26 protein-coding genes and 1 pseudogene are annotated in these 24,650 nt (G+C 44.2%); 25 read left to right on the top strand and 2 right to left on the bottom strand.

Annotated elements, in window-relative coordinates:
* Positions 1 to 43: 43 nt before the first annotated feature.
* From QMD66_02580 to QMD66_02500, 17 genes are all read left to right on the top strand, one after another.
* Entirely contained in the window at positions 44 to 1,021 is a 978-nt protein-coding gene (locus QMD66_02580) for a radical SAM protein (GenBank protein ID MDI6821751.1), read from the top strand.
* Between the two features lie 169 nt (positions 1,022 to 1,190).
* On the top strand, positions 1,191 to 1,802 hold the full coding sequence (locus tag QMD66_02575) for a NifB/NifX family molybdenum-iron cluster-binding protein (protein ID MDI6821750.1): 612 nt from the start codon (positions 1,191 to 1,193) through the stop codon (positions 1,800 to 1,802).
* Between the two features lie 12 nt (positions 1,803 to 1,814).
* Entirely contained in the window at positions 1,815 to 2,042 is a 228-nt protein-coding gene (locus QMD66_02570) for a zinc ribbon domain-containing protein (protein MDI6821749.1), read from the top strand.
* Positions 2,043 to 2,078: 36 nt separating this feature from the next.
* Positions 2,079 to 2,783: an MBL fold metallo-hydrolase gene (locus QMD66_02565; GenBank protein ID MDI6821748.1), complete on the top strand. Its 705-nt coding sequence runs from the start codon at positions 2,079 to 2,081 to the stop codon at positions 2,781 to 2,783.
* 32 nt (positions 2,784 to 2,815) lie between these two features.
* Positions 2,816 to 3,007 carry a zinc ribbon domain-containing protein gene (locus QMD66_02560; GenBank protein ID MDI6821747.1) on the top strand — a complete coding sequence of 64 codons (192 nt, stop codon included), beginning with the start codon at positions 2,816 to 2,818 and terminating at the stop codon, positions 3,005 to 3,007.
* Positions 3,008 to 3,090: 83 nt separating this feature from the next.
* Positions 3,091 to 3,942, top strand: a complete 852-nt coding sequence (locus QMD66_02555; GenBank protein MDI6821746.1) for an ATP-binding protein — start codon at positions 3,091 to 3,093, stop codon at positions 3,940 to 3,942.
* Entirely contained in the window at positions 3,920 to 4,789 is an 870-nt protein-coding gene (locus tag QMD66_02550; protein ID MDI6821745.1) for a 4Fe-4S binding protein, read from the top strand. Before QMD66_02555 ends, QMD66_02550 begins: the two co-directional genes overlap by 23 nt.
* Before the next feature lie 653 nt (positions 4,790 to 5,442).
* Entirely contained in the window at positions 5,443 to 6,099 is a 657-nt protein-coding gene (locus QMD66_02545) for a DJ-1/PfpI family protein (GenBank protein MDI6821744.1), read from the top strand.
* A gap of 159 nt (positions 6,100 to 6,258) precedes the next feature.
* The gene (locus tag QMD66_02540) at positions 6,259 to 6,714 is read left to right on the top strand and encodes a hypothetical protein (protein ID MDI6821743.1); all 456 of its coding nucleotides are present in this window, start codon (positions 6,259 to 6,261) and stop codon (positions 6,712 to 6,714) included.
* Between the two features lie 156 nt (positions 6,715 to 6,870).
* A complete protein-coding gene (locus tag QMD66_02535) occupies positions 6,871 to 7,551 on the top strand; it encodes a hypothetical protein (GenBank protein MDI6821742.1) in 681 nt (226 codons plus the stop codon).
* Positions 7,552 to 7,604: 53 nt separating this feature from the next.
* The gene (locus QMD66_02530; protein ID MDI6821741.1) at positions 7,605 to 9,305 is read left to right on the top strand and encodes a glycosyltransferase; all 1,701 of its coding nucleotides are present in this window, start codon (positions 7,605 to 7,607) and stop codon (positions 9,303 to 9,305) included.
* On the top strand, positions 9,269 to 9,550 hold the full coding sequence (locus tag QMD66_02525) for a hypothetical protein (GenBank protein MDI6821740.1): 282 nt from the start codon (positions 9,269 to 9,271) through the stop codon (positions 9,548 to 9,550). Before QMD66_02530 ends, QMD66_02525 begins: the two co-directional genes overlap by 37 nt.
* A 172-nt stretch (positions 9,551 to 9,722) precedes the next feature.
* Positions 9,723 to 11,525 (top strand): tetratricopeptide repeat protein, encoded by a 1,803-nt coding sequence (locus QMD66_02520; GenBank protein MDI6821739.1) that lies wholly within the window; start codon positions 9,723 to 9,725, stop codon positions 11,523 to 11,525.
* A complete protein-coding gene (locus QMD66_02515; GenBank protein MDI6821738.1) occupies positions 11,479 to 11,817 on the top strand; it encodes a tetratricopeptide repeat protein in 339 nt (112 codons plus the stop codon). Before QMD66_02520 ends, QMD66_02515 begins: the two co-directional genes overlap by 47 nt.
* 35 nt (positions 11,818 to 11,852) lie before the next feature.
* Positions 11,853 to 12,983, top strand: coding sequence for a DNA repair exonuclease (locus QMD66_02510; protein MDI6821737.1), 1,131 nt, complete (start codon positions 11,853 to 11,855; stop codon positions 12,981 to 12,983).
* Positions 12,980 to 15,133 carry an AAA family ATPase gene (locus tag QMD66_02505; GenBank protein ID MDI6821736.1) on the top strand — a complete coding sequence of 718 codons (2,154 nt, stop codon included), beginning with the start codon at positions 12,980 to 12,982 and terminating at the stop codon, positions 15,131 to 15,133. Before QMD66_02510 ends, QMD66_02505 begins: the two co-directional genes overlap by 4 nt.
* Before the next feature lie 82 nt (positions 15,134 to 15,215).
* Entirely contained in the window at positions 15,216 to 16,466 is a 1,251-nt protein-coding gene (locus QMD66_02500) for a glycosyltransferase (protein ID MDI6821735.1), read from the top strand.
* Positions 16,467 to 16,561: 95 nt separating this feature from the next.
* Here the strand turns inward: QMD66_02500 and hxlB are convergent, their stop codons facing one another.
* Both hxlB and QMD66_02490 read right to left on the bottom strand, forming a co-directional pair.
* A complete protein-coding gene (gene hxlB / locus QMD66_02495) occupies positions 16,562 to 17,131 on the bottom strand; it encodes a 6-phospho-3-hexuloisomerase (GenBank protein ID MDI6821734.1) in 570 nt (189 codons plus the stop codon).
* A gap of 21 nt (positions 17,132 to 17,152) precedes the next feature.
* A complete protein-coding gene (locus tag QMD66_02490) occupies positions 17,153 to 17,797 on the bottom strand; it encodes an orotidine 5'-phosphate decarboxylase (protein MDI6821733.1) in 645 nt (214 codons plus the stop codon).
* Between the two features lie 141 nt (positions 17,798 to 17,938).
* Here QMD66_02490 and QMD66_02485 point away from each other — a divergent pair, with 141 nt between their 5' ends.
* From QMD66_02485 to QMD66_02450, 8 genes and pseudogenes are all read left to right on the top strand, one after another.
* Complete coding sequence (locus QMD66_02485; GenBank protein MDI6821732.1) at positions 17,939 to 18,571, top strand: hypothetical protein; 633 nt, start codon at positions 17,939 to 17,941, stop codon at positions 18,569 to 18,571.
* Positions 18,568 to 19,026: a DUF11 domain-containing protein gene (locus QMD66_02480; GenBank protein ID MDI6821731.1), complete on the top strand. Its 459-nt coding sequence runs from the start codon at positions 18,568 to 18,570 to the stop codon at positions 19,024 to 19,026. Before QMD66_02485 ends, QMD66_02480 begins: the two co-directional genes overlap by 4 nt.
* Positions 19,027 to 19,661: 635 nt before the next feature.
* Entirely contained in the window at positions 19,662 to 19,805 is a 144-nt protein-coding gene (locus tag QMD66_02475; protein MDI6821730.1) for a DUF5667 domain-containing protein, read from the top strand.
* Between the two features lie 154 nt (positions 19,806 to 19,959).
* Positions 19,960 to 20,249, top strand: a pseudogene (locus tag QMD66_02470) (MazG nucleotide pyrophosphohydrolase domain-containing protein).
* 527 nt (positions 20,250 to 20,776) lie between these two features.
* Complete coding sequence (gene mraZ / locus QMD66_02465; GenBank protein ID MDI6821729.1) at positions 20,777 to 21,208, top strand: division/cell wall cluster transcriptional repressor MraZ; 432 nt, start codon at positions 20,777 to 20,779, stop codon at positions 21,206 to 21,208.
* Between the two features lie 52 nt (positions 21,209 to 21,260).
* Positions 21,261 to 22,250, top strand: coding sequence for a 16S rRNA (cytosine(1402)-N(4))-methyltransferase RsmH (gene rsmH / locus QMD66_02460; GenBank protein ID MDI6821728.1), 990 nt, complete (start codon positions 21,261 to 21,263; stop codon positions 22,248 to 22,250).
* An 11-nt stretch (positions 22,251 to 22,261) separates the two neighbouring features.
* Positions 22,262 to 22,756, top strand: a complete 495-nt coding sequence (locus tag QMD66_02455) for a septum formation initiator family protein (protein MDI6821727.1) — start codon at positions 22,262 to 22,264, stop codon at positions 22,754 to 22,756.
* A gap of 21 nt (positions 22,757 to 22,777) precedes the next feature.
* Positions 22,778 to 24,472 (top strand): penicillin-binding protein 2, encoded by a 1,695-nt coding sequence (locus tag QMD66_02450; GenBank protein ID MDI6821726.1) that lies wholly within the window; start codon positions 22,778 to 22,780, stop codon positions 24,470 to 24,472.
* The last annotated feature ends 178 nt before the right edge of the window (positions 24,473 to 24,650 follow it).

Raw genomic sequence — 24,650 nt, 5'->3', positions numbered from 1 at the left:
TATTTGGAATTTGTTGCTGCCCGAGGTTTTGGGAGGCAGAGAGGTGAGTAATTATAATTGTATTTTTGGTCCAGTAGCATCTCGCAGGTTGGGGACATCGCTTGGGGTGGATGTAATTCCCTATAAGACATGTACATATGATTGCATTTACTGTCAATTGGGCCGAACTACGCGAAAAACGGTTACTCGAAGAGAATATGTCCCCTGGAAGATAGTGCTGAATCAATTGGAGAGTTTTCTCTCCGAAGGTAATCATGATATAGATTATATTACTTTCTCGGGTTGCGGTGAGCCCACTTTAAATAGCGAGATAGGTCGGCTAACTAAAGAGGTGAAAAAGTTAACCACGATACCGATAGCGGTGTTAACAAATGGCTCTTTATTATATCAAAGCAGAGTTCAACAGGATCTGATCGAGGCTGATCTGGTGTTGCCATCTCTTGACGCGGTAACGCCTTCGGTTTTTCGAGTCATTAATAGACCGCATCATTCCCTGGATATCAAAAAGATAATTGAGGGGATGATAACTTTTAGACGAGCTTATAAAGGAAGAATGTGGCTCGAAATTCTCTTCTCTCGAGGAGTTAATGATGATCAAGATGAGGTAGAGAGGATGAAAGAAGCAATAAAGGATATAAAACCGGACAAGGTTCAACTAAATACTGTCATCCGTCCTCCAAGCGAGGACGTAGCTCATGCTTTAAGTGTGGATCAGTTAAAAGCCATTAAGAGTATTATTGGATCCAAAGCTGAAATAATCCCAAATTTTAAAGAGATTTCCCATGGTATTCATCAACGAAGTTTGGAGGAGAGAATCCTTAGTTTGCTCCGACGAAGACCTTGTACCATCGAGGATATATCGACTGGTCTGAATATCCATCCCACTATAGCCCTTAAATATCTGAATGCCTTAGCGGATTTGGGGAAGGTCGATTATGTGGTCCATGGGAAGCAGGTTTATTACAAGTCTCGATCGAGTATCCAATGGAAGGGAAATGTGAAAGAGGACTTGGAGGGATGACGAATGCCAGGAGGCCAAAGAGGCCGAAGAGGCGGAGGACGAAAAAATTGGTTAAAGTGAGCAAGAATTGGAGTTGCTGAAAAATCAATCTGAGATGCTAAGGCAACAGCTTGATCAAATCAATGCAAGAATTGAAGAGCTCAAAAAGACAAAATGAGGAGGGGTTAATATGAAAATAGCTGTAACTTCTACGGGTCCCGATCTATCATCTCAAATGGATCCAAGATTCGGTCGCTGTCAGTTCTTCATCATCGTTGATCCAGAGACCATGGAGTTTGAAGTGATACAGAACCCCAATATTGCTGCTGCAGGAGGTGCAGGTATTCAATCCGCTCAGCTCATGGCGAGCAAGGGTGTCAAGGCGGTTCTCACAGGGCAATGTGGTCCCAATGCCTTTTCCACGCTCCAGGCTGCAGGTATTCAGGTTTTTACCGGTGTTGGTGGAGTGGTTAAGGATGCTGTGGAGCAATTTAAAAGTGGTGAGTTAAAACTGGTGAGTCAACCCACAGTGGGACCGAAGTTTGGCATGAGGGGTGTTGGTTCCCCCTATGTCCCTCCGGGAGCAGGATTAGGACCTGGTAGAGGCATGGGACGAGGTGGAGGAATGGGCAGAGGCATGGGCGCAGGTATGGGTGGAGCTCCCGGAGCAGTTTTTCAGCCTCCATCCGTCTCAACCAAGCAAGAACTGGAGGCACTAAAGAAGCAGTTCGAGATACTCAAAGAGCAATTGGATCGGATTAATCAAAGAATAAGCGATCTTGAGAAGAAAAAGAAGGGTTAAATCGGGGAAAATATGCCAATTTACGAATACAAGTGCAAAAGATGTGGAGTCCTAAGCGAAATCTTAGTCGGTTTAGCTCAAGGTAAAGAGGAAGTTAAATGTTTTAATTGCGGGAGCAGTGATTTAGAGAAGATACTCTGGTCCAAATTCATGGTTGGCAAAAGTACTGCTCCAGATATGGATGGTTGCTGTGGACAAATTCGTCCCTGCGATAACCCAAAGAGATGCTGCGGAAAATAAATTTACGGGACACAAGGAGTATCTCTAAGGATAATTATGGAACTCAAAATAATCTACGATAACAGGGGAACTTCAAATGAACATCTCGCAATTTCTTGGGGTTTTTCTTGTCAAATACGGGGTGAAGTGAATATCCTATTTGATACAGGGGGAAACGCATCCATTCTCCTAGAGAACATGAGCAGACTGGACATCTCTCCGGAGGATTTCGAAGCCGTTATCATCTCTCATAATCATTACGATCATACCAGCGGATTATGGGGCTTTTTAGAGAAAAATCCAAATGTTGAGGTCTATATCCTAGGGGTTTTTCCCAAGCGGCTTAAGGACAGGATAAAAAATTATGGATCGACTTTAGCTGAGGTGGATAAATTTTGTGAAATCTTTCCCGATGTGTACACCACTGGCAAGCTCGGTCAAATTATCCCCGAGCAATCCTTGATATTAAAAAGACCCCAGGGCTTGGTGGTAATCACAGGGTGCGCTCACCCCGGAATCGTTGACATCTTGCAAGAGGTTGGGAGAGATATATCTGAAGAGATTTTTCTGGTGGTGGGCGGATTCCATCTGATGGGTCAGCCTGAGGGGGTTATAAAGTCCATAATTCATGAGTTTAAAGAGCTTGGTGTGGAGAGGGTAGCCCCCACCCATTGCACCGGGGACAAAGCAATGAAACTATTCAAAGAGGAATACAAGGAAAATTTCATGGAGGTTGGTGTAGGGACCTCAATAAAGGTTTAAGACTAAATTTGTTTGAAAGAAGGAGGGATATTGTGCCAATTTATATCTATAAATGTAGGGATTGTGGGCAGGAATTTGAGCTTCTCGTAGGTATGGGATCCTCCAAAGAGGAATTGAAATGCAAAAAGTGCGGAAGCAAGAATTTAGAGAGGGTATTTTCGGCATTTGGAATAGGAGGTTCCCCAGGTAGCGACATTGATAATACTTGTGAAGCCGGGACTTGACCGACCGATTAGATTGCGTGGGAGCGCGATGGAAATCTCACTTGTGGAGGGTCGAGAGATTTGCGGGTTAGGAAAGAGTTGAAATGATAATCTCGGTGGCCAGTGGCAAGGGTGGTACTGGGAAGACGACGATTGCCACGAATTTGGCTTTATCTTTAAAGAATTGTCAATATGTCGACTGTGATGTAGAGGAACCAAATGGCTATATTTTTTTGCGTCCCCAAATTCAGGAGAGCAAAACGGTTTATCTCCCCGTGCCCCATGTACATCTTGAGAAATGCTCCTTCTGCGGTAAGTGCGCTGAGTTTTGCCAGTTCAATGCATTAGCGGTGGCTAAAGAGAATATTTTAATTTTTCCCGAACTTTGTCATGGTTGTGGAGGCTGTATGGTAATCTGCCCTAACTCCGCAATCACTGAAGAAAATAGATCCATCGGGGTGGTGGAGAAGGGAAAAGCATCTCATCTTGAATTCGTTCAGGGGAAACTAAACATTGGCGAGCCCATGGCGACTCCCGTAGTCAGGGCAGTAAAGGATGAGATTGATGAGGAGAAAATCGCCATCCTCGATGCTTCGCCGGGAACCGGTTGTCCCGTGATAGAGACCATCTCAGGAAGTGATTATTGCCTTCTTATCACCGAGCCCACTCCCTTTGGATTATATGATCTCCAGTTGGCTGTGGAGGTCATGAGGAATTTGAGGATTCCCTTTGGAATCATCGTCAATCGATGGGGTGAAGGGGATTCCCAGCTCGAAGATTATTGTCTGAAAGAAAATATCCCCATTCTGCTTAAGATTCCTTTCAGTCGAGATATAGCTATGCTTTATTCTAAAGGTATTCCCCTGGTCCAAGCTCATCCTCATTGGAAAGCCAACTTTTTAAAACTTTTCGAAGGTATCGAGGAGAGATTAGGTGAAGCAACTCACCATCATTAGTGGCAAAGGTGGTACGGGAAAAACCACTTTAGCCGCTTGTTTTGCCGTCTTGGCGGAGAACAAAATCATCGTTGATACCGATGTCGATGCCCCGGACCTTCATTTAATTTTACATCCCACCATTCTTAGTCAGGAGGAATTTAGCGGAGCCAAAATTGCTGTGAAGGACAAAAATAAATGCACAAAGTGTGGCAAATGCGAGGAGATTTGCCGATTCAATGCGATAAGAGATCTAAAGATAGATTACCTTCGTTGTGAAGGTTGTGGTGTATGCGTTCATATATGTCCAGAAGAAGCCATCACCCTTGAAGATAAGCCCACTGGTTACATTTATAATTCAGAGACAAAATACGGTCCCATGATTCACGCCCGTCTTAAAGCGGGGATGGAAACGTCGGGTAAATTGGTCACGGAGGTGCGAAACAATGCTCGAAAGATTAGCGAGGGAGGGAGTTACAACCTTATAATTCTTGATGGTTCTCCTGGCATCGGTTGCCCGGTGATCGCTTCCCTCGCCGGGACAGATTTAGCTTTAGTTGTAACCGAGCCAACACTATCGGGTTTGTCGGATTTAAAACGAATAGTCGGAGTCGCGGAACATTTTAAGATTGAAACTCTGGTTTGCATCAACAAGTATGATATTAATCTCAAAAATGCTCAGGAGATCAAAGAATTCTGCGAAGAAAAGGGAATTAAATTGGTGGGAATGATCCCCTTTGATCCCGAAGTTTCAAGAGCTTTAGCGCAAGGAAAAGTGGTGGTGGAAGTCTCCAATGGTCCTGCCGCCCAGGCTATCCATGAGCTCTGGGATGTAGTTTCAAGATGTCTTTTTCACTCGGATAATTAGTTATGCCCTCCCTACTCCCTCAGTTCTCAGAGTGCCCTCGATTTCATCAGGGCCGCAGCTCTTCCCCGATGAGTCGGGGTTTAACGGCGTGCTCAGAGTCGCCTCCCAGCTCACTTCCTTCAGAATAGTATATTTGGTAATTTATGACCCACCTATATATACACATTAGTTTTGTGCCCTAGACATAATTCCAAAAAGTAAGGCTTTAAAAACCCTAAATCCGAAATTCTAAATCCTAAACAAATCCAAATATCTAATGTTCAAATGTTCTAAACAGACAACAAAGCTGTCATTCTGAGGACCCTGAGTGAAACGAAGGGGACGAAGAATCTCTTCTGAATATGAGATCCTTCGGGCACTCCGTGCCCTCAGGATGACAATTAGAGTGTCATTTTGGTATTTGATATTGTTTAGTGCTTAGGATTTTGAAACCTGTCCTGAGCTTGTCGAAGGATTAGAATTTAAACCCAAGAGAACCTGTTTTTTAGCGAAATAAGAGCTTTCTTCGCTTCAGACGAATTATGTCTAACCTATAATTGGTTTTGATGATCATGGAGAGAAAGAGGAAATTTCATGGAAGGGTCGAAGTTGTAGCAATATTTCTTGGAGGAATTTAGGCGTCAAAGAAGAATTCTTGAGTACGGGAGGGGATTATGAAAAGAGTAGTTTTAATTTTGCTCGCTATAAGCCTAATTATGGGTTGCCGAGCGGCGGAAAAGGGAGAGAAGAAAGTTACGCCCAAGAGAGAAAAACCGTCTGTGGTGGAAGAGGAAGCTCCCCCAAAACCAACTCCTGAGGCAAAGAAGATTTTGATGATCATCGCTCATAAGGATTTTCGAGACGAGGAATATAAACAACCGAGGGACCTTTTTGAGGAAGAAGGCTTTGATGTCACCGTTGCCTCTTCGAGTTTGGAAGAGGCGAAGGGTATGCTGGGAATGGAAGTTAAACCCGATATTTTGCTGGATCAAGTCAATGTCGAGGACTATGATGCAATCGTCTTCGTTGGTGGCTCAGGAGCCTCAGAATATTGGGATAATTCCACCGCTCATACCATTGCCCAAAAGGCGGTAGAAGCCAACAAAATCCTTGCAGCAATTTGTATTGCCCCTGTTACCTTAGCCAATGCTGGTGTCCTATCAGGCAAGAAGGCTACCGTTTATTCATCAAGAATTGGCGAGATTCAAGCCAAAGGAGCCAAATATGAGGAAACCGATGTGATTCGGGATGGGAATATCATCACAGCTAGTGGCCCTCAAGCCTCAAGGGCTTTTGCCCGTGCTATAGTTGAAGCGTTAAAAGAATCATAAGTTGTATTTAACAAGATATGTTAATGTCTAAAATGCAAACTAACTCGTCAATCCAGTTTAGCGATCAGTAGGCGGGTGCCGCCCCGAAACCAAAATGCGGCGGATGAACCGCCGCGATACAGGTAATTCCTATACATCTGGTACTGGTTTGACCAACAGTTGCACGATAAGGGCAAAGATATCTTCGTCTCTGTGGTTGAACCCAAACTCGGTCTCCTTGAGGTGGAGATGAAAGTATTGGCTAGGAACACCTCGGTAGTGATAGAGCCAAGTCTTGGCGTAGGAGAAGAATCCCTCAATGCCGTTGATGTGGGTTCTTCCATACATCCCGAAGACCAGCCTCTTTCCTTCAGCTCCCCAACCTCTTTTGCCCTTCCTTTTCCCGCCAAAGAGGGACTCATCGAGCTCAAGTTCTCCGGAGAGGGCCTCCATTTCGGCAAGAGAAGCGTCATAGATGGCTTCCCTGAAGAGCCTAAAAGCTCTGTGGGTGGTGGAGAGATTGTGGGAAAGGTAAAGCCTTGTTCTGTAGCCTGGAACACCCAGACAGAAGAGGTAGCGAAGATGTACGACTTCGTTAAGGGGGATGCGAGCAGATCCTTCTTCTGCCCCATCTGAGCTTGACAAAAAGTCGTCTACTTTTTGGCAGACTAGTTGCCAGGGATATTGCCTGGTTATCAAGCATAAAGGTATCATATCACAATACCAGTTAGGTGGGAATCACCTTTATTAATGTAGAGTCGGGGTTTATCCCCGACTAAAGGAATGCGGGAGATGAACTCCCTGCCTACGGCAGTCTGCGCTACCAATTTCAGGATCGAAGCAATGCACAGAAAAACCTATCATGTACTTCAAGAACTCGGAGAACATTTGCCATATTCCATCTTCAGTGCTGCGATGGGACTGCTCTTTTTGGGGGTTCTTTCCTATATTGGTATGTTACTGAAGGCCGAGGAGGTTCTGCCCAAAGCCTCAAAAGAATTATTCCATGTCTTTCACCCCGTACATCTACTCTTAAGCGCTGCAGCGACCACGGCTATGTTTTGGAGCCACGAAAAAAGATTTTTAAAGGCTCTGATCATAGGATTCCTTGGCGCGGTGGTTATATGTGGTTTAAGTGACATCGTGCTTCCCTTTCTTGGAGGCAGTTTGCTTGGTGTAAATATGCATCTGCATATCTGCATCTTAGAGCATCCTGGTATGATTCTACCTTTCGTATTGGTTGGTATCGTGGCGGGATTTCTGGCTCCCTTGGCAATTTCAAAAAGTACCCAGTATTCTCATGCCATACACGTTATGGTGAGTAGTATGGCCTCCATTTTATATTTAACGGCTTTTGGATTAATGAATTGGATGGATTTCATAGGGAGTGTCTTCATAATAGTGGTTCTCGCGGTGATGATCCCCTGCTGTATTAGCGATATCGTGTTCCCACTTTTATTAACCGAGGAGTAATCCCACCCCTCTCTTATTAGTTCACAGTTCACAGAGTAAATCAGGTAAAACTTATGGAGCGAAAATTATCGAAATTCAGCGGATTTTTAGTCCTCCTTATAGGCGTGTTTACCATTGCAGTGTGGTTACCAATTGCTACCACTTATGGATCCCCTGTTCTAGAAGTTAAGGGCAAGGGAGCAGTAATCAAAGTTTTTGAAAGGTATATCCACGGACAGAAAGGATACAAGGTAAAAAGATATGGATACGGTGAGAAGAAAATCGTGCTTACCTTTGAGGATGGTCCCGACCCATTATATACTCCAAAAATCCTGAGGATTCTCAAGAGACACGATGTAAAAGCAACTTTTTTCGTGGTTGGGCAGAAAGTTCTTGTCCATCCCGAACTCGTCCGTAAGGAATTCGATGAAGGACATGAGATCGGCAATCACACTTTTTCCCACGTCCATCTCGCTAAGACCTCGCGATTACAAGCTCATCTCGAGCTTACTCTGACTCAACGTCTGTTGCAGGCTATAACCAGAAAGTCCTTTGTGCTTTTCAGACCCCCTGAAGTTTTCTTCGTGGGCGACAAAATCAATTATGAAGGCTTAAAAGCCATCAAAATTGCACAGGATTTTGGATATATTTCGGTATTGTACGGAATCGACCCTCAGGATTGGAAGCGTCCCGGAGTGGAACAGATGCTTAAGAGCTGTCTCTCGGAAGTTGAGAGAGGTAGTGTCATTCTCCTTCACGATGGCGGTAGGGATTGTAGTCAGACGGTCGAGGCCCTCCCCAAAATCATCACTTCCTTAAGGGATAAGGGCTTCGAATTCGTGACCCTTTCGGAGCTTCTCCTCTTAAATAGAGCAGAGGTCTTGCGTCCCGCTTCAAGAGCCGAACAATTCATGGGTTATACGGTCCTTGGCACCTACCGCGCATGGTTGTGGGCGAAAAAATTCTTTGTGGTCATCTTCATTCTGGCAATTCTCCTCACATTCATTCGAACAATATTGGTCGCTCTTTTCGCTCTTTTTCAAAAGGTTTACATAGGGAGGAGGATACCCGCGGTTTTAAATCATAATCCGAGAGTAAGTATTCTAGTTCCGGCATATAACGAGGAAAAAGTGATTGGAAATTGCATAAATTGGTTACTGCAAACAACCTATCCCAATTACGAGATAATCGTGGTCGATGATGGATCCACGGATGGTACCGCCGATGAAGTTTTAAAGTTTGCCCATTATCAGGTTAAACTCATTCGGAAACCAAATGGGGGTAAGGCATCGGCCTTAAATGAGGGGATTAGGAATTCAGACGGCGAGATTTTGGTGATGATGGATGCGGACACAAAGTTTGAACCGAATACCGTGGGAGAATTGGTCAGACATTTTAAAGACCCTAAAATCGGTGCGGTCTCGGGTAATATCAAGGTCGGCAATCGTAATACCATTCTCACCCTCTGGCAATCGATGGAATACATCATGAGTTGCAATCTGGATCGGAGGATGATGTCCATCCTCAACTGTATAACTGTCGTTCCGGGTCCTGTGGGTGCTTTTCGCAGAGAAGCAATTGAAGAGGCGGGATATTTCAGCAGTGAGACCCTTGCCGAAGACACTGATATGACTATGAGCATTCGAAAGTTGGGTTACAAGATATGTTACGAAGACCACGCTGTGGCTTGGACTGAGGCACCGAATGATTTGAGCGGTCTTTGGAAGCAGAGATATCGTTGGTCATATGGAACGCCAAAATATACACTACCGTGAAGGTAGTTGATACGAACAACGTTGGCCTTGAGGGTGCTACGGCTTATCTTGAAATGACTTTAAATGGTAATTTCATTGCTAGTGGTAGTGGCAACACAGGTGCTGATGGAACGGTGACCTTTGTGTATGGCCCGACAAAGGCGACTGGAACTTATACCTCAACGGTAACCGATGTGGTAAAGCTCGATTGGACCTACGATTCCACCTTAAACGTGGATACTAGTGAGTCGTTGTTGGTACCATAGGAAAAAGACATATCTTCGCTTTGTGTGATGCCCCCGGATTTTATCAATTGCAAAGACCCACCACGTGTGGGTCTTTGTTCTTTAAAAATCTGGTTTCCAGACTGTTTGTAAATTATAATAAGAACGTGCACACGACTTTGAAGAACCGATACAAAGGGGAAGAAGGTTTTTAATGGTTTATCAAACTCCAATTTTGCGCACAAAATTGCTCGCTCCAAAAGCACAAAGTATTCTCAAAAGGCGAAGATTGCTTGAGCTCCTGCACGCAAATGTCGACCGAAGACTTATAGTTGTATGTGCTCAGAGTGGATATGGTAAGACAACGCTCCTTGCGGATTTCGCCTCCGACACAAAATTTAAGGTAATTTGGTATCGTCTGGACCCGGGTGATAATGACCCCGCCGTTTTTTTGAGTTATTTAGTGGAGGCGATTAGGAAAGAGTTTCCTCGCTTTGGTACTCAAACCAAAAATAGGTTAAGAGAAACAGTAGATCTTTCCAAGGAAAGGGAATCGGTGGCAACCATTTTCATCAATGAGTTAATGGAAATTATCCCAGAGGATACGCTGTTCATTTTGGATGACTATCACCATGTGAATGATAATTCAGAAATAAGTGAAATCATCAAATTCCTTCTTGACCAGCTACCTCCAAAAGTTCATTTCGTTATCCTTTCTCGGGTTACACCAAATCTCCCCTTGGCAATACTTAAGGCGCGGAGAGAGGTGGCTGAAATCGAGACCGATAATTTGAAATTTACCTCTCCAGAGATTCGCCAACTGTTCAATGATTTTTATCCTCTTTCCTTGGATGATGAGGAATTGAATAATCTGGCAACTAAAACTGAGGGCTGGATCGCCAGTCTTTTGCTCCTCTACGATTCCCTGAAGAATCTCGAACCGCTTAAGAGGAAAGAATTTATAGATCACTTTATGGGTACTCGAGATATCTACGAATATCTAGCCCAGGAGGTTTTTGAGCAAGAATCCCCAAGGATTCAGACTTTTCTTAAAAGAACCTCAATTGTACCATTTATAAATCCAGATCTCGGCAATATCTTAGTGGGCATTAAAGATTCTCAAAATATTTTAGAATATTTGGAGAAAAGCCATGTTTTTACCACGCGTTTGGATGGCATATACCGCTATCACCATCTATTCCAAAAGTTCTTGGAAGCCAAATCCATCGAAACCGAGAGCAAAGCAACAATCCTTAATCTTCGCCAGAAAGCCGCACGTTATTTCAAGAGTACAGGCGAGTGGGATCATGCGATCTACCATTATTTCCAAGCGGAAAAACCCCGTGAAGCAGCAAAGCTCATCTCAAAAATTGCTGGTGAGATGATAAGCACCAGTAGGTTTTCCACTCTTAAATCATGGATTGATAGAATTCCTTATCAGATTCTTGAAGGAGAGCCTTGGTTGCTGATCCACAAGGGCAAAATCCGGGAAATTCAGGGGGAATGGGATGATGCCTTGGCTCTGTACGAAAGAGCTTTCCTCATCTTCAGGAGGAGAAAGGATAAGCAAGGCGCGGGGATAAGTCTTGGCAGAAGTGGCGAGCTCTATAGATTAAAGGCGGATTATAAAAGAGCGATCTCTCTTCTCGATCAATCATTGAATTATCTTGAGGAGAAAGATCAGGCATCCATCCTATGTAGTTTGGCGAGTTGCCACCTTCGTATGGATCCTGAACGGGCTCTTTCTTTATTTGAAAGAGCCCTTACACTTAGCCAAAAAGTGGGGGATAAGGCTACCCAAGCTTCTGTTCTCCATAACCTCGCTATCCCTTACTTGGGGAGGGGAGAATTTGCCGATGCTCTGCGGATGAGCAACAAGTCCCTACGATTGAGACAGGAGTTGGGAAACAAACACGATATGGCCCTCACTTTATGTAATATCGCCATGGTCCATCGCATGGAGGGAGATTATGAGCTGTCTCTTAAGGGTGTCACATCAAGCTTTGGAAATCGTTGAGGAATTCGGATACAGACGGGTGCGGGGATGGGTCCTCTGGACGATGGGTGAAACGCTGGCGGAGATGGGGGAACTTAAACAGGGTTTGAAATTAGTGGAGGAATCAAAGGCGATCTTCGAGGAGTTGCATGATACCTGGGGACTATGCTTCACCTTACGCGCCCTAGGAAGACTCTATGGCATGCAAGGAAAATTCCAGAAAGCTTTGGAATTTGGTCAACGAGCTGTAGCATTAACCAGTAGTGAAGGAGGAAGTTGGGAACGGATTTATGACTACTACTACTTATCTTAGGCTTATAGCTTACGGCTCATGGCTTAAAAAGGGTGATGGATTTGAAGATTTTGCATACCGGCGACATCCATCTCGGAGCTAAATTCTCTATGCTTGGTGAAAAAGGAGAGGAACAACGCCTTCAAATCCTTAAAACCTTTGGAAATGTAATTGATCTCGCCATTGAAGAAAATGTGGATCTCTTCCTCATCGCGGGTGATTTGTTTGATTCCAATAATCCCTCCCGGCGAACTTTGGATGGAGTCGTTCAGCTGTTCAAGAAACTAGAGCAGAGGAACATTCCAATCTGTCTCATACCTGGTACCCATGACCGTTATGATGCAACCTCCATCTATCGCCATTACAATTTCAATGATGCTCTTCCCAATCTTACCCTTTTCACCGATGAGGTAACCTTCAAAACTTTCAAGAATTTGGATTTAACAGTCTATGGAAAGGCTCTCACCCCGTGGATCTTAGAAGAAAGTCCCCTTGAAGGTATTCATCCTCAAACGGGGACAAAATTTCACATCGCTCTCATCCACGGAGCTATGAAAATTTCCGAAAAGGTAGAGGAGGATGGAGCGATTTTCACCCTAGAGGAGGTAGAGAGCAGTGGCATGAATTACATAGCCATGGGGCATTGGCATTCCTTCGCCGATTATTCCAGGGGTCGAACCAAGGCTTGCTACTGTGGCTCTCCAGAGGCACTGGATATTCACCAGAAAGGATCGGGCAATGTTCTCTTAGTATTCATCGATCCGGATGGCTCAGTGAATGTGGAACCAAGACGAGTGGGGAAGCGCCTCTTCAAGATGCTGGAATTACCGGTGGATATGATGAGTAGTGTGAACGAGATCAATGAGGCCATAAAGGCTCATTCCGACCCAGATCTCATAATCGAGGTAAAACTCCAGGGACTGGCGAGCTTTCATCTTGAAATTGATCCACAGGAGTTGGAGCAAGAGTTAGAGCCATTCTTCTTTCGTTTGAGAGTGATCGATGAATCCCATCCAAAACTTGAGGAAATATCGGTCGAAGATTTACCGGAAAATATGATCATCGGCAAATTCATTCGGATTATGGAGGAAAGGCTGGAGCAATCCACAGCAGAAGAGAGAAGGGTCATTGAGGAAGCACTCAAGCTAGGCGTAGCTTTGCTGAAAGGGGAAAATGTTCTTAGATGATCATAAAGAAGATAAAGCTTCAGAGATTCAAACGTTTTCGAGATTTAGAGGCGGAGCTTTCTCCCGGTCTCAATGTGATTAAGGGACCCAATGAAGCTGGAAAATCCACGCTCCATTCTGCCTTAATTGCTGGATTATTCTTTAATCCTTCCCACAGGCGGAAGGAGGTCAGGAATTTGATCTCTTGGGGTTCAGAGAGGATGTACGAAATAGGCCTCGATGTCGAAGATGAAGGTGCAAATTATGCACTTCATAAGGATTTTGAAACCAAGAAGCTCACTTTGATTGGTGATGGTCTTCCTCGGGAGATCATCGATCCCGTAAAAGTCGGTGAAAAAGTGGGGCAATGGCTGGGCTTCAGTTCAGCAGCCGTGTTCAAAAGTACGGCCTGTATTGAGCAGGATAGGGTGGCGCAGATATCCAAAGGGGAGAGAGAAATAGGTGATAGTCTCCAAGCAACGATTACGGGGGAGGATGAGGTGACCGCCTCTTGGGCTTGTGAAAGGTTAAAAGTTACTTTAAAAGAGCTGATCAAAGGGGAGGGCAAAATAACAAAATATCCTGGGGAAATTCAAAAGCTTTCCAATGCCATTGCTGAACTGGAGGAGAAGCGGAGACAACTGGAGGATGAGATAGAGGAAGTTCGGAGAACCAGCACCAGACTTTTTGAAGTGGAAAGGGAACTGAAGGATTTAAGTACAGAACTTTCCACCAAAATGAATCTTAAGTGTAGGAATGAGAGGAGGCGATGGCTTGAGCAAGAACTGGAGAAAATCGAGGAATGCTACCAGAATATCCAACGCGCCTTTGGTATAAAGCACGAGATCGATGATCTTAATGAGAGGCTCAAACCCTACAGCTTCTTGGAGAAAATAGAGGATGAAGACGTGGATGCACTTCGCACTCTCCTTGGCAGAAAGCAATCTTTGGAGCAAATGAGGGACTCTCTAGAGCAGCAACTGGTGGAACCAAGCCTTGCCTACCATGAGGCCCGCCTAGAGCGAAGCCTCCCTTTGGGACCGGCAGGGCAGATAGATCTTCAGCTCCAGTCCACTCCCACCGGTAATTACCCTTTGATCTTGGGTACGATCCTCCTCTTATTGGGCATTATCGGTGCTTTTCTTTCAAAGTTTATGCTCATTTTGGCCATTGTTGGTCTGCTGGTAGCCGGTTATGGAGTTTTACGCATAAAACCCGAGCCCCAAGTTGATCTGGGAACGGTAGTTTCTCAAATAAGGTATCAAAAGATTAAAGTCGAAGAGCAGATAACCGAAATAAATGATCAAATCAAATATCTTTTGGCTAAAGCGAGGTGTAAAACTGCCACTGAGTGCTTGGAGAGATATGAGAAGTATAAACCCCTCCGCGCTGAAAAGTTGGCGAAGGATAGTGAATTGAGCGGGATTCTAGGGGACAAATCGATTGAAGATTTGGTGGAGGAGTCAAGAACCTTAGCTCTGGATCGTAATGCCAAGAAGGAGGAGTGGGAAAGCCTCGATCCCATAGCCCTCGATCCTGAGCAGTTTCAGAAGTTGCTCCAGGAAATAGAGGATCTGGCGGAGAAAAAAAGGGCAATCGATGAGGAGAAAAAGGAGTTGGAGATCGTCATCTCCAAAGCTAGAGCCACCTCTGAGGATTTGGCAGCCATTGATGAGAAACTCGCCGATTTACAACAGAGGCTGGAATTCTACCAAAGGCGACGAAGAGTTTATGAGCTTGTATTGAAAAGCATAGATGAAGCCCGAGAATCCACTCTACGCTCGGCGACGAAGGTCTTGGAGGAAGAGGTTTCCAGATATATTAACATAATAACCAATGGTAAATATAACAGGGTAAAAGTAAATCAGGAAAATTTGGAGTTTTTCGTCTACTCTGAGGAAAAGAAGGACTATGTAAAAGCCGGAGAACTCAGTCGGGCAACCATCGACCAGATCTATCTATCAGCTCGTTTGGGTTTGGTCAAGCTCATTTCCAAGGGCAAAAAGCCTCCTTTGCTTTTCGATGATCCCTTTATCACCTTCGATGATGAAAGATTGAGGAACACCATGGAATTGGTCAAAGAAATCGCAAAGGAGTACCAGATAATCCTTTTTACCTGCAGTGATAGATATGATGCCTATGCGGATAAGGTCATTGATCTTAGTAGGTAGTAGTAATGTTTACGAACTTGTTAATACTTATATTTGTTTGGGGCAAACTGTGAACCGCGAACGGTGAACATATTGAGAAGGGGTGATTATTACGATATTTGCCACTGCACTTCGTGATGAAGCTAGATCAAGGATCAAAGAGATAGGTCAGGTTGATGTACTGGTCGGTATCCCCTGCTACAATAACCAGAGGACCGTGGGTTATGTTATAAACACCGTTGAGACCGGCTTGCGTAAATATTCCCCTAATAAAAGATCTTTGATCGTGGTCTCCGATGGAGGTTCCACCGACGACAGCCGTGAGATTGCTCAAGACCTTCCCCGCTCAGCAGGTGTTGAGAGATTGGTCACCATTTACCGGGGACTACCTGGAAAAGGTTCTTCCCTCCGGGCAGTATTTGAGATCGGTTATGCTTTGAGAGCCGATGTTATAATTGTGGTGGACTCCGACTTGAAAAGCATTGTTCCCGAGTGGATAGAACTCCTTGCGGATCCCATTCTGAAGGGTGAATACGAATTCGTAGCACCCTATTATACGCGTCACAAATATGATGGAACCATCACCAAGCTCCTCGCTTATCCCCTCACTAGAGCCATTTTTGGTAAAAGAATCCGTCAACCAATTGGAGGAGAGTTTGGCATCTCTAGAGAGCTCTTTGACTTCTATATAAAGCAGGATGTTTGGGAAACCGATGTGGCCAAATATGGTATCGATATCTGGCTTACGATAACGGCGATTGAGCAAGGAGTCAAGATTTGTCAATCTCGACTGGGCACAAAGGTCCATACCGGGAGGGAACCGACAACTTTAGGTCCCATGTTTAGACAGGTCGCAGGGACTCTTTTTACCCTCATGGCTCAGCATGAGGATAAGTTGTACAGGATTAAGGAAAGTGATGAAGTTGATTTTTATGGACGAGCTCCAAAGGTTGAACCGGAACCAATAAAGGTCTCCGTGCAGGATCTCATCGAAAATTTTTGTCTTGGGTTTGGTCATTTTAGTCCTTTGTGGAGGGAAGTTTTATCCGAAGAGAGCTTTAACGAGGTTGAAAGTGTGTTCTTAAGTCGCGATGAATTTAACTTTCCATCGGATTTGTGGGCGAGAGTAGTTTACGATTTTGCGTTAAATTATAAGAAGTGGAAGAAGGACAAGCAAAAACTGGTCAGTATGATGACACCTCTTTATTATGGTCGTACAGCCTCTTATATTTTGGAGGCGAAGGATATCTCGATGAAGAAAGCCGATCAATTAATTGAGAATCAAGCCCAAATCTTTGAAGAGCTTAAATCTTACCTAGTGAAAAGGGCGACAAAACTTTTCGAGAAGGCATAGACGTGGGAGTGCGAGGCTTTCAGCCTCGCTTTTATTGATCCTGAAATTCCCCAGCGGCAAGAGAAAACGCAAAAAGTGTTGTTGAAAATTAATGGCTATTCTAAAATGGTGTGCTCCCGCTTCATTTCCTCTTCGCTGATTTCGAGCTTTCTCATCAACTCGGCAATGACGCATTCGAAGAATATCATGGCGGAGAGTTCAAAGAGCGAGCCCAGAGGAACTAGGGTTATTTTACCGATCAACTGCCGGGAATCGTAACTGGTGATGACGTCCTTCACTTTGGGCACTGGAATTTCCACGATTAAATCCGAGCGTTGTGCAAGTTCGGATTGCTTATCCCCGATTACCGCTACTACTTTACCTCCAATGGACTTGGCTGTTTTGGCGATTTCGACTACGGATTTGGTTCTTCCGGAGCCAGAGACGGCTATCAAAATATCCTGCTTACGCATGGCCGGAACCACGGTTTCCCCGACCACAAAGGTTCTTTTCCTCAAGTGCACCAGGCGCATAGCGAAGGCCTTGGCCACCAGTCCACTCCTTCCAGCACCAATGATATAAATTCTTCGTGCTTCTTTGATGATATCCACAATTTTTTTAAATTCCAGTGGATCGATTTTGGAGGTAACCTCATCAATCCTGTCTAAGAGCTCCCGATAATACATATATTTTCACCTCGAATACTTTTAATCTTGGGGCCAGAGCTCGTTGATCTTTTCCTTGATTGCTTTTGCCGCCTCCCCTGGCTTTTCCTTTCTAATTATGCCCCCGCCCACTATGATTATGGCCGGTTTGAATTCCCTTAAGCGCTCCAGATTTTCAAGTTTGATTCCTCCCGCAACAGCGAGGGGTACTTTCAACTTGATGAGTTCCCGAATGTTCTGAAATGGGCTTTTACCCTTTACTTGTTCATCAATACCAGTGTGAATCCCAATATAATCTGGATTCAATCTCTGTATCTCTTGGGCTCTGGTAAGCTTGTCTTCCACCCCGATTAAGTCCACCATCACCTTTTTCCCGTGAATTTTTGCTTCTAAGATCGCTTCTTCAATTGTGAATAGGGAAGCTGACCCCAGGACCGTGGTCAAATCGGCACCGGCTTCAAACGCCAATTTCGCTTCGAGAGCTCCTACATCTGCTGTTTTCATATCCGCGACAATACTTTTTTTCGGGAATAACCTTTTGAGTTCGCGTACTATACTTAAACCCACGGTTTTAATCAATGGAGTCCCGGCTTCGATGATATCTACGAAGTTTGCTGTCTCCGCAGCCAACCTTAAAGCTTTTTCCCTATCTGTGATATCTAAAGCTACTTGGAGTAGTGGCTTCATATTCACTCATAAAGGTTAAATGGATAGTAATATCTTCCAATTTCATTAAATCATATTCAAGGATGCACGGCAATTTGGGCGACACAAAGAGCTTGTACTTAATTTATGCTTTTTAGTAGGAAAAATTAGTAAGATGTCGAATTGAGGCTGAATCTACCTGTTGTTGCTGTTTCCGTTACGGACCCATTATTCGGTGCAAGCTGGGAGCACCATATCGGTCATCTTCCGAAAGGTGAACAGGTGACTTTCACCCAGGACTATACAATTCCAGAAGGTGCTCCGGATCCCCTGGTGAACACCGTTACCGCAACAGGCACTGACGAGCTCGGTGCCACGGTAACCGATACCGATTCACACTCGGTGGACATCCTACATCCCGCAATTTCGATCACCAAGAGTGGTCCAAGCTTGGCACACGTGGGTGATACCATAACCTACACCTATATCGTGAAAAACACCGGGGACTGTCCCTTGACCGATGTCACCATAGTCGACGACAAAGCCGGAACCGTGGTCACCGGTGAGAGCCTCGCCATCGGTGAGGAGAAGACCTTCACCAAGGACTACACCATATCCGCAACAGATCCGGATCCCCTGGTGAACACGGCCACGGCAACTGGTACCGATTCTTTGGGAATGACTGTTTCCACTATGGTGGGTTGGTCACTGAGCATACCCGTGGTAATAATAACCCCGGTAACCTACGAACTCACTATCACAAAACAAGCCGATAAATCAACGTTTCCAGGGGAGAGATTGTCACCTATACTATAACTTTTGAGAATACGGGCAATGTTGACCTCACGGGTGTAGTAATATCCGATCAAATTCCAGAGGGTTTGACCTATGTGGAGGGGAGTGCAAGCCATGGTGGCGTCTATGATCCCAATACGCGCACAATTACGTGGAATATTGGTGCGCTGCCCGTTGGTAGCAGTGGAACCGTCACTTTCCAAGTCACCGTCGACAGTACCGCCTCTGGAGTCATTAAAAATATCGCGGTAATTAGATGTCACGAGATTCTAGAACCTAGGGAGGCATCGGTCGAAATATCCGTTGCAGAAGTAGTTCCAGCGGTTCTACCTTATCCAGAAGCTGTACCTGAGGTATTGCCTTATCCACCTGAGCTTCCTCCCACTGGGTTTGAGTTATTATACTATTTAGCAATAGCAATACTCCTGATAATCGTTGGTTTTGTTCTGCAGCTCGTTGGTTCCCGGAGGATATGAAAAAACTAAATAAATTAGAATCTCAGAGAAAAAGCGGGTGATTTCTGATGAAGGATCACCCGCTTGTCCATTTAAAAAGTATCGTGCCCTAGACATAGAGTAGAGTGATCTCTAAGAGCCATCCTTACAGGCGCTAGCTGCTGCGAGCCTACATTATGTCTAGGCTATAAAGTATTATATTTATTTTGGTATCATAGGATTGCCTGTTCGCTTTGCTTAATTTTAGAGAAGGGAATGAAAATAAACATTTTAAAACCCATTGGAAAATTATTCATCGTCATTGGCGTTCTGATGCTTATGTATCTGATATTCACTGACATCTCATAGTGCTAGACAGAGGCTCATCATCATTGCTGAGCTTTCTTCTGAGAGCGAGCATTAGGGTATTAAATTCCATTTATTTGGAGGGAAATCTCGGTGATTCCATAAATAAATAAAAGAGTTCTTTTAGAAGATATCTTTCAAATTCTTTTCACGTTTATACAAACGGAGGAATTAATGACACCTTTAAAGACAGCACAAGACTTAAAGGACATTGTGGAACGAGCAAAAGTAAGAGATAGTGAAGCTTTTGGGATGTTATACGATATCTATTTCGATCGCGTTTATGAATACATTTACTCCCACTTTATCCCTTGAAGATAGCCATGGAACGAGTTCAACTGGTCTTTGCCTTTGACGATTATAGTAAAGCCCAGCTGCACCTAAAATTCGCGGAAAATAGACTCAGTGAGATAAAGCTGTTAGTTGCTGGAGACAAAGAAGAGGGTGGCTCTTAAGAAGGGGAGAATCATTACACCTCCGAAACCAAAGATCCCGAGGGTTCCAAAGGTTCCTGGTAAATCCATCAGTCTTCAAGATCAAGGGACAAGCACAAACAAAATTCGTGGAAATAAAGAATAAAGCTGCTTAGCGGAGCATAAGGAGGTAGAAGTGAGAATTTACGAGTTTCAAGACCTTATAAGGGAGATTTATTTTGAAAAGGACAATCGAAGGGGGATTGATGGAACCTTTGTGTGGTTTACCGAAGAAGTCGGGGAGCTGGCTCGGGCTTTAAGATTGGGGATACCACAAAACTCAAGGGAGAATTCGCCGATGTACTTGCCTGGCTCGTTAGTTTGGCTTCTCTATGCGATGTCAACTTAGAGGAGATGGCAGTGAATAAGTATAGCAAGGGATGCCCGAAGTGTGAGCAAAAACCTTACACATGCAGGGAATTTTGAAGCAAAAATGGTTTATTATGCCCTAGACATAATTTCAAAAAGGTGGCTCAAATCCTAAATTCAAAATGCTTTGTGCTTAGAATTTAAAATCATCCTTTGCTTAAGAACAGTTTGGCAAAAAGAGCTGCGGGCATTTATGTCTAACCTATAGTTTATTTAATAGAGCGGTAAGCTATTACCCCCATCACAATAGCGAGGATCGCTATCACGAATAGACAAAGAGCCCAAAGTGTTTGCACCGATTCTATAATCATCTAATACACCTCCATTTTTCTTTTATTCGACGGAAATCCCTAAGATTCCTTTTAGAATCGAATTATTCAATGCAAAGTGCTCAAAGGCTGCCCTTAAAACTTCGGGTTTGCTCTAGCTCATCAAACTCTTTAAACGGAACGCCTTCCCAAGTACTAAAATTTTTAAAAAAATTATGAAAAAAATTGAAGGAATTTTAGTATTGGGATAGAATAGTTGGTATGGAAGGAAATGGTTTGAAATGGGGTAAATTGGGATGAGGAGATCTTAGTGGCGTGTTCTCAGGTGAATTTCATCACACATTGGACAGTACGGGACGATTGATACTACCAGCGGAGTTTAGAGATGCTCTGGCGGATGGCTTGTTCATTGCTAAGGGAATGGAAAAATGCTTGTTCATCTTCTCTCGCAAGGAGTGGCTACAGTTGGCGGATAAAATAAGGCTTTTGCCATTAACTAAGAAAGATGCGCGTCAATTTTCTCGCTGCTTCTTTTCAGGGGCGAAAGAAGGGATTTTAGATAAACAAGGTAGAGTTTTGATCCCCGATCATTTGAGAAAATACGCAGGCTTAAATAAAGATGTGGTCATAATAGGTGTTTCAAATCGATTGGAGATTTGGAATAGGGAGAAGTGGGAAACTTACCGAAAGCAAGCTGAGAAATCTTATGCTGAGGTCGCCGAGCATCTACCCGAATTTAGCATATAGAATTGATCTTTCAAAAGTACAGACCTGCCTGACCGGCAGGGGGTGATTTTTAATCAAACTTTTTTCAAAAAAGTTTGAGCATAAACCGGTTTTGCTGGCTGAAGTCCTAAAGCAACTTAATTGCAAGGATGGCAGCATCGTCGTAGATTGCACCTTAGGCGGGGCAGGACACGCAAAGGCGGTTGCAGATTTAATCGCACCAGGAGGTCTCTTAATAGGGATCGATGTAGATGAAACAGCAATTGAAGCAGCAAGAGAAAATGCACGCTTCAGCCAGCAAACCAAATTAATTAAGGACAATTTCAAAAATCTCGATAAAATTCTTCACAATTTAGGTATTCATGCGATAGATGGCATTCTCTTTGATTTCGGTCTTTCCTCAACTCAATTGGATGCACCCGAAAGAGGTTTCAGTTATAGATTTGAAGCTCCCTTGGATATGCGAATGGATCTTTCACAGAAATTAACTGCTGCGGATGTGGTTAATACATATTCGGAGGCAGAATTAGCATCCATTATCAAAAGATATGGGGAGGAGAGGTGGGCATCTAGAATTGCTCACTTCATAGTAGAAGCTAGGGAAAGGGAACATATCAAAACAACCACTCAACTTGTGGAGATCATAAAAGACGCAATTCCCGCTTCGGCTCGTCGTAGAGGAGGACATCCGGCTAGAAGAACTTTCCAGGCTCTGAGGATAGAGGTTAACAAAGAGCTTGAGGATTTGGATAGAGCCATAAGGGATGCAGTTAAGTGGCTTAAACCTGGAGGTCGGATAGTAACCATATCTTACCACTCCTTGGAGGACAGGATCGTTAAGGATACTTTCAAGGAGTTGGCGAGGGGTTGTATATGTCCACCTTCGATACCAATTTGCCAATGTGGCAGAAAATCTTCGATCAAGATTTTAACAAGGAGACCTATAAGGCCAAGTCCTGAAGAGATTGAAGCAAATCCGCGGGCGGATAGCGCAAGATTACGCGCAGCGGAAAAGATACCTAGCCTACCGGTAGGCCCGCCTGCCGGACGGGCAGGCAGGTAAGGTGGGAACCAATGCAAGCAGCAAGGAAAATAGCAAAAACTCCAAGTCAACCCTTACGCTCATTTAAAGTCATCGAGAATCGAAGGTATGGAAAGTTCTCTTCCACCTTTGTAAACTTTTTACTCTTCAGTTTCATCCTCGCCCTATTCGTAATGCTTAATCTCTCTCAACGTGCTCTCATTGCCCAATATGCTCTTCAGATGGAAAAGCTTAAAACAACTCTTCATGTGGAGCAAATCAGAAATGAGAAACTCCTTTTGCAGGCGATGGAATTAAAATCCCCCGAGAGAATAAGAAAGATTGCCTGCGAGGAACTGGGCATGATAAGTCCGACAGAGGTTAGTTACATCACTCTCCCTCCGGAGATGAATCTCCAGGGAGGGAGAGAATCATTTGCACGAGGTTCACCTCCTTCTAAAGAATCGGCTATCCTTGGGAGACTGTGCAAGCTCGCTGGACGTCTCGAGAAATTCCTGAGAAGCCCAGAAGCCGAAGCAAAGAATTAATAATAGTTTGAGAGGAATCTCATGGGAAACGTCCAGTCGCGCAAGAAGGAGGAGCGAAGAATACTTCTCCTCCTTGGTATCATCATTATTGGTCTATTGGGGATTGCCACCCGCCTTATCTTTATTCAGGGAGTTGAAGCCAAGAAATATGATACTTTAGCTCTCAAGCAGCGTCTAAGACGTATTGAGTTAGCTCCTCACCGTGGCACGATTTATGATAGAGATGGCCAGGAATTAGCGGTAAGTGTTCAGAGGGAAACGATTTATGCCACCCCCTATCTCATCAAAAAACCCCTTCATGTTGCATCAAAACTTTCCCCCATTCTTGATGTGAATGAGGAGATTCTTTACAAAAAGCTAACCAGAGACTGTGGCTTTGTTTACCTCGCTCGCAAAGTAGATCAGGAGAAAACTGAGGCTGTAAGGGCATTGGAGATTGAGGGGATAGGATTTTTAAAGGAGAATAAAAGGTACTATCCATGTAATTCCGTTGCCGCTCAGGTCGTAGGATTTGTTGGTGTTGACAATAAGGGTCTCACTGGACTTGAACTCTATTACGATGATCTTTTGCGAGGTAGACCAGGTGAGCTTATTGTCGAGAAAGATCCTTGTGGAAGAGCTATACCCGGGGGAATTTTACAGTTATTGCCCCCCACAGACGGAAATAGCATAACGCTTACACTAGATAGGGATATTCAGTTTAAAACTGAGGAGACTCTTAAGAAGGGTGTTGAAAAATTCCATGCTAAGAGCGGTCTCGCCATCGTCATGAATCCCAAAACTGGGGAAATTTACGCCATGGCTAATTATCCATCCTTTGATTTGAATAATTTCTCAAAGACGAGCTCCGAGGTTATACGGAATCGAGCGGTCACCGACATTTATGAACCCGGTTCCACGGTAAAAGCGATCATCGCCTCCGCTGCTTTGGAGGAAAGATTATTTACACCGAAAAACATTTTTTACCTCCCCAGCACCATTAAAGTTTCAAATAAGGTGATTAAGGAAGCTCATCCAAGACCCCCAAGAAATTTCACCTTCACTCAGATTATCACCGAGTCCAGCAATGTTGGGGTAGTAACCATTGGCTTAAAATTGGGCAGGGAAAAAATCTATGAGTATCTTAGCGCCTTTGGTTTAACGGAGAAGTCCAGAATCGATTTTCCCGGTGAATCCAAGGGATATGTTCCACCGCCGGATAAATGGTATGGAACAACCATCGCAAATATTCCCTTTGGTCAGGGTTTATCCGCAACCCCCTTACAGATGATCCAGGCCATTTCCATCATTGCAAATGATGGATTGAAGGTTCGTCCTCATTTGCTTTCCTCCATAATCAGTCCTCAAGGGAAAGTGGTAAAAACCTTTTCCAGAGATTCGGGTGAAAAGGTTCTATCTTCTAAAACCACCCGTCAAATGCGGGATATTTTAGAACAAGCGGTGAACATGGGAACTGGTAAGACTGCCAGGATACCCGGTTATCGAGTAGCTGGAAAGACGGGAACCGCTCAGAAAGTTAAAAAATACAATCGTGGATATGAATCTGGGAAGTACATCGCCTCCTTCGTTGGATTCGTACCAGCCCAGGATCCCCAGCTCATTATTCTCGTAGTTATCGATGAACCTCAGGATGCTATTTGGGGCAGTGTGGCAGCCGCCCCCATCTTTAAAGAAATAGCCGAGTTCAGTCTACGTCACCTTAGGATTGCCCCCTAATATTAAGGTCTTATAGGCTAGACATAAATACCCGAGGCAGCTCTTTTGCCTTCTAAACTGAATTTTTGCCTTTTCTCAAACAGAATCGCGAAAATTAAAGATTTTTAAATGTATTTGAGACCTAGAGCTGACGAATGATATTATATTATAGCCGTAGACATTGTATAAGGAGAATTCA

This window comes from Actinomycetota bacterium, from assembly GCA_030018275.1.
GTDB lineage: Bacteria > Actinomycetota > Aquicultoria > Subteraquimicrobiales > Subteraquimicrobiaceae > Subteraquimicrobium.
Note: the sequence above shows the minus strand (reverse complement) of the source record. Positions and strands in the feature narration are given on the sequence as shown.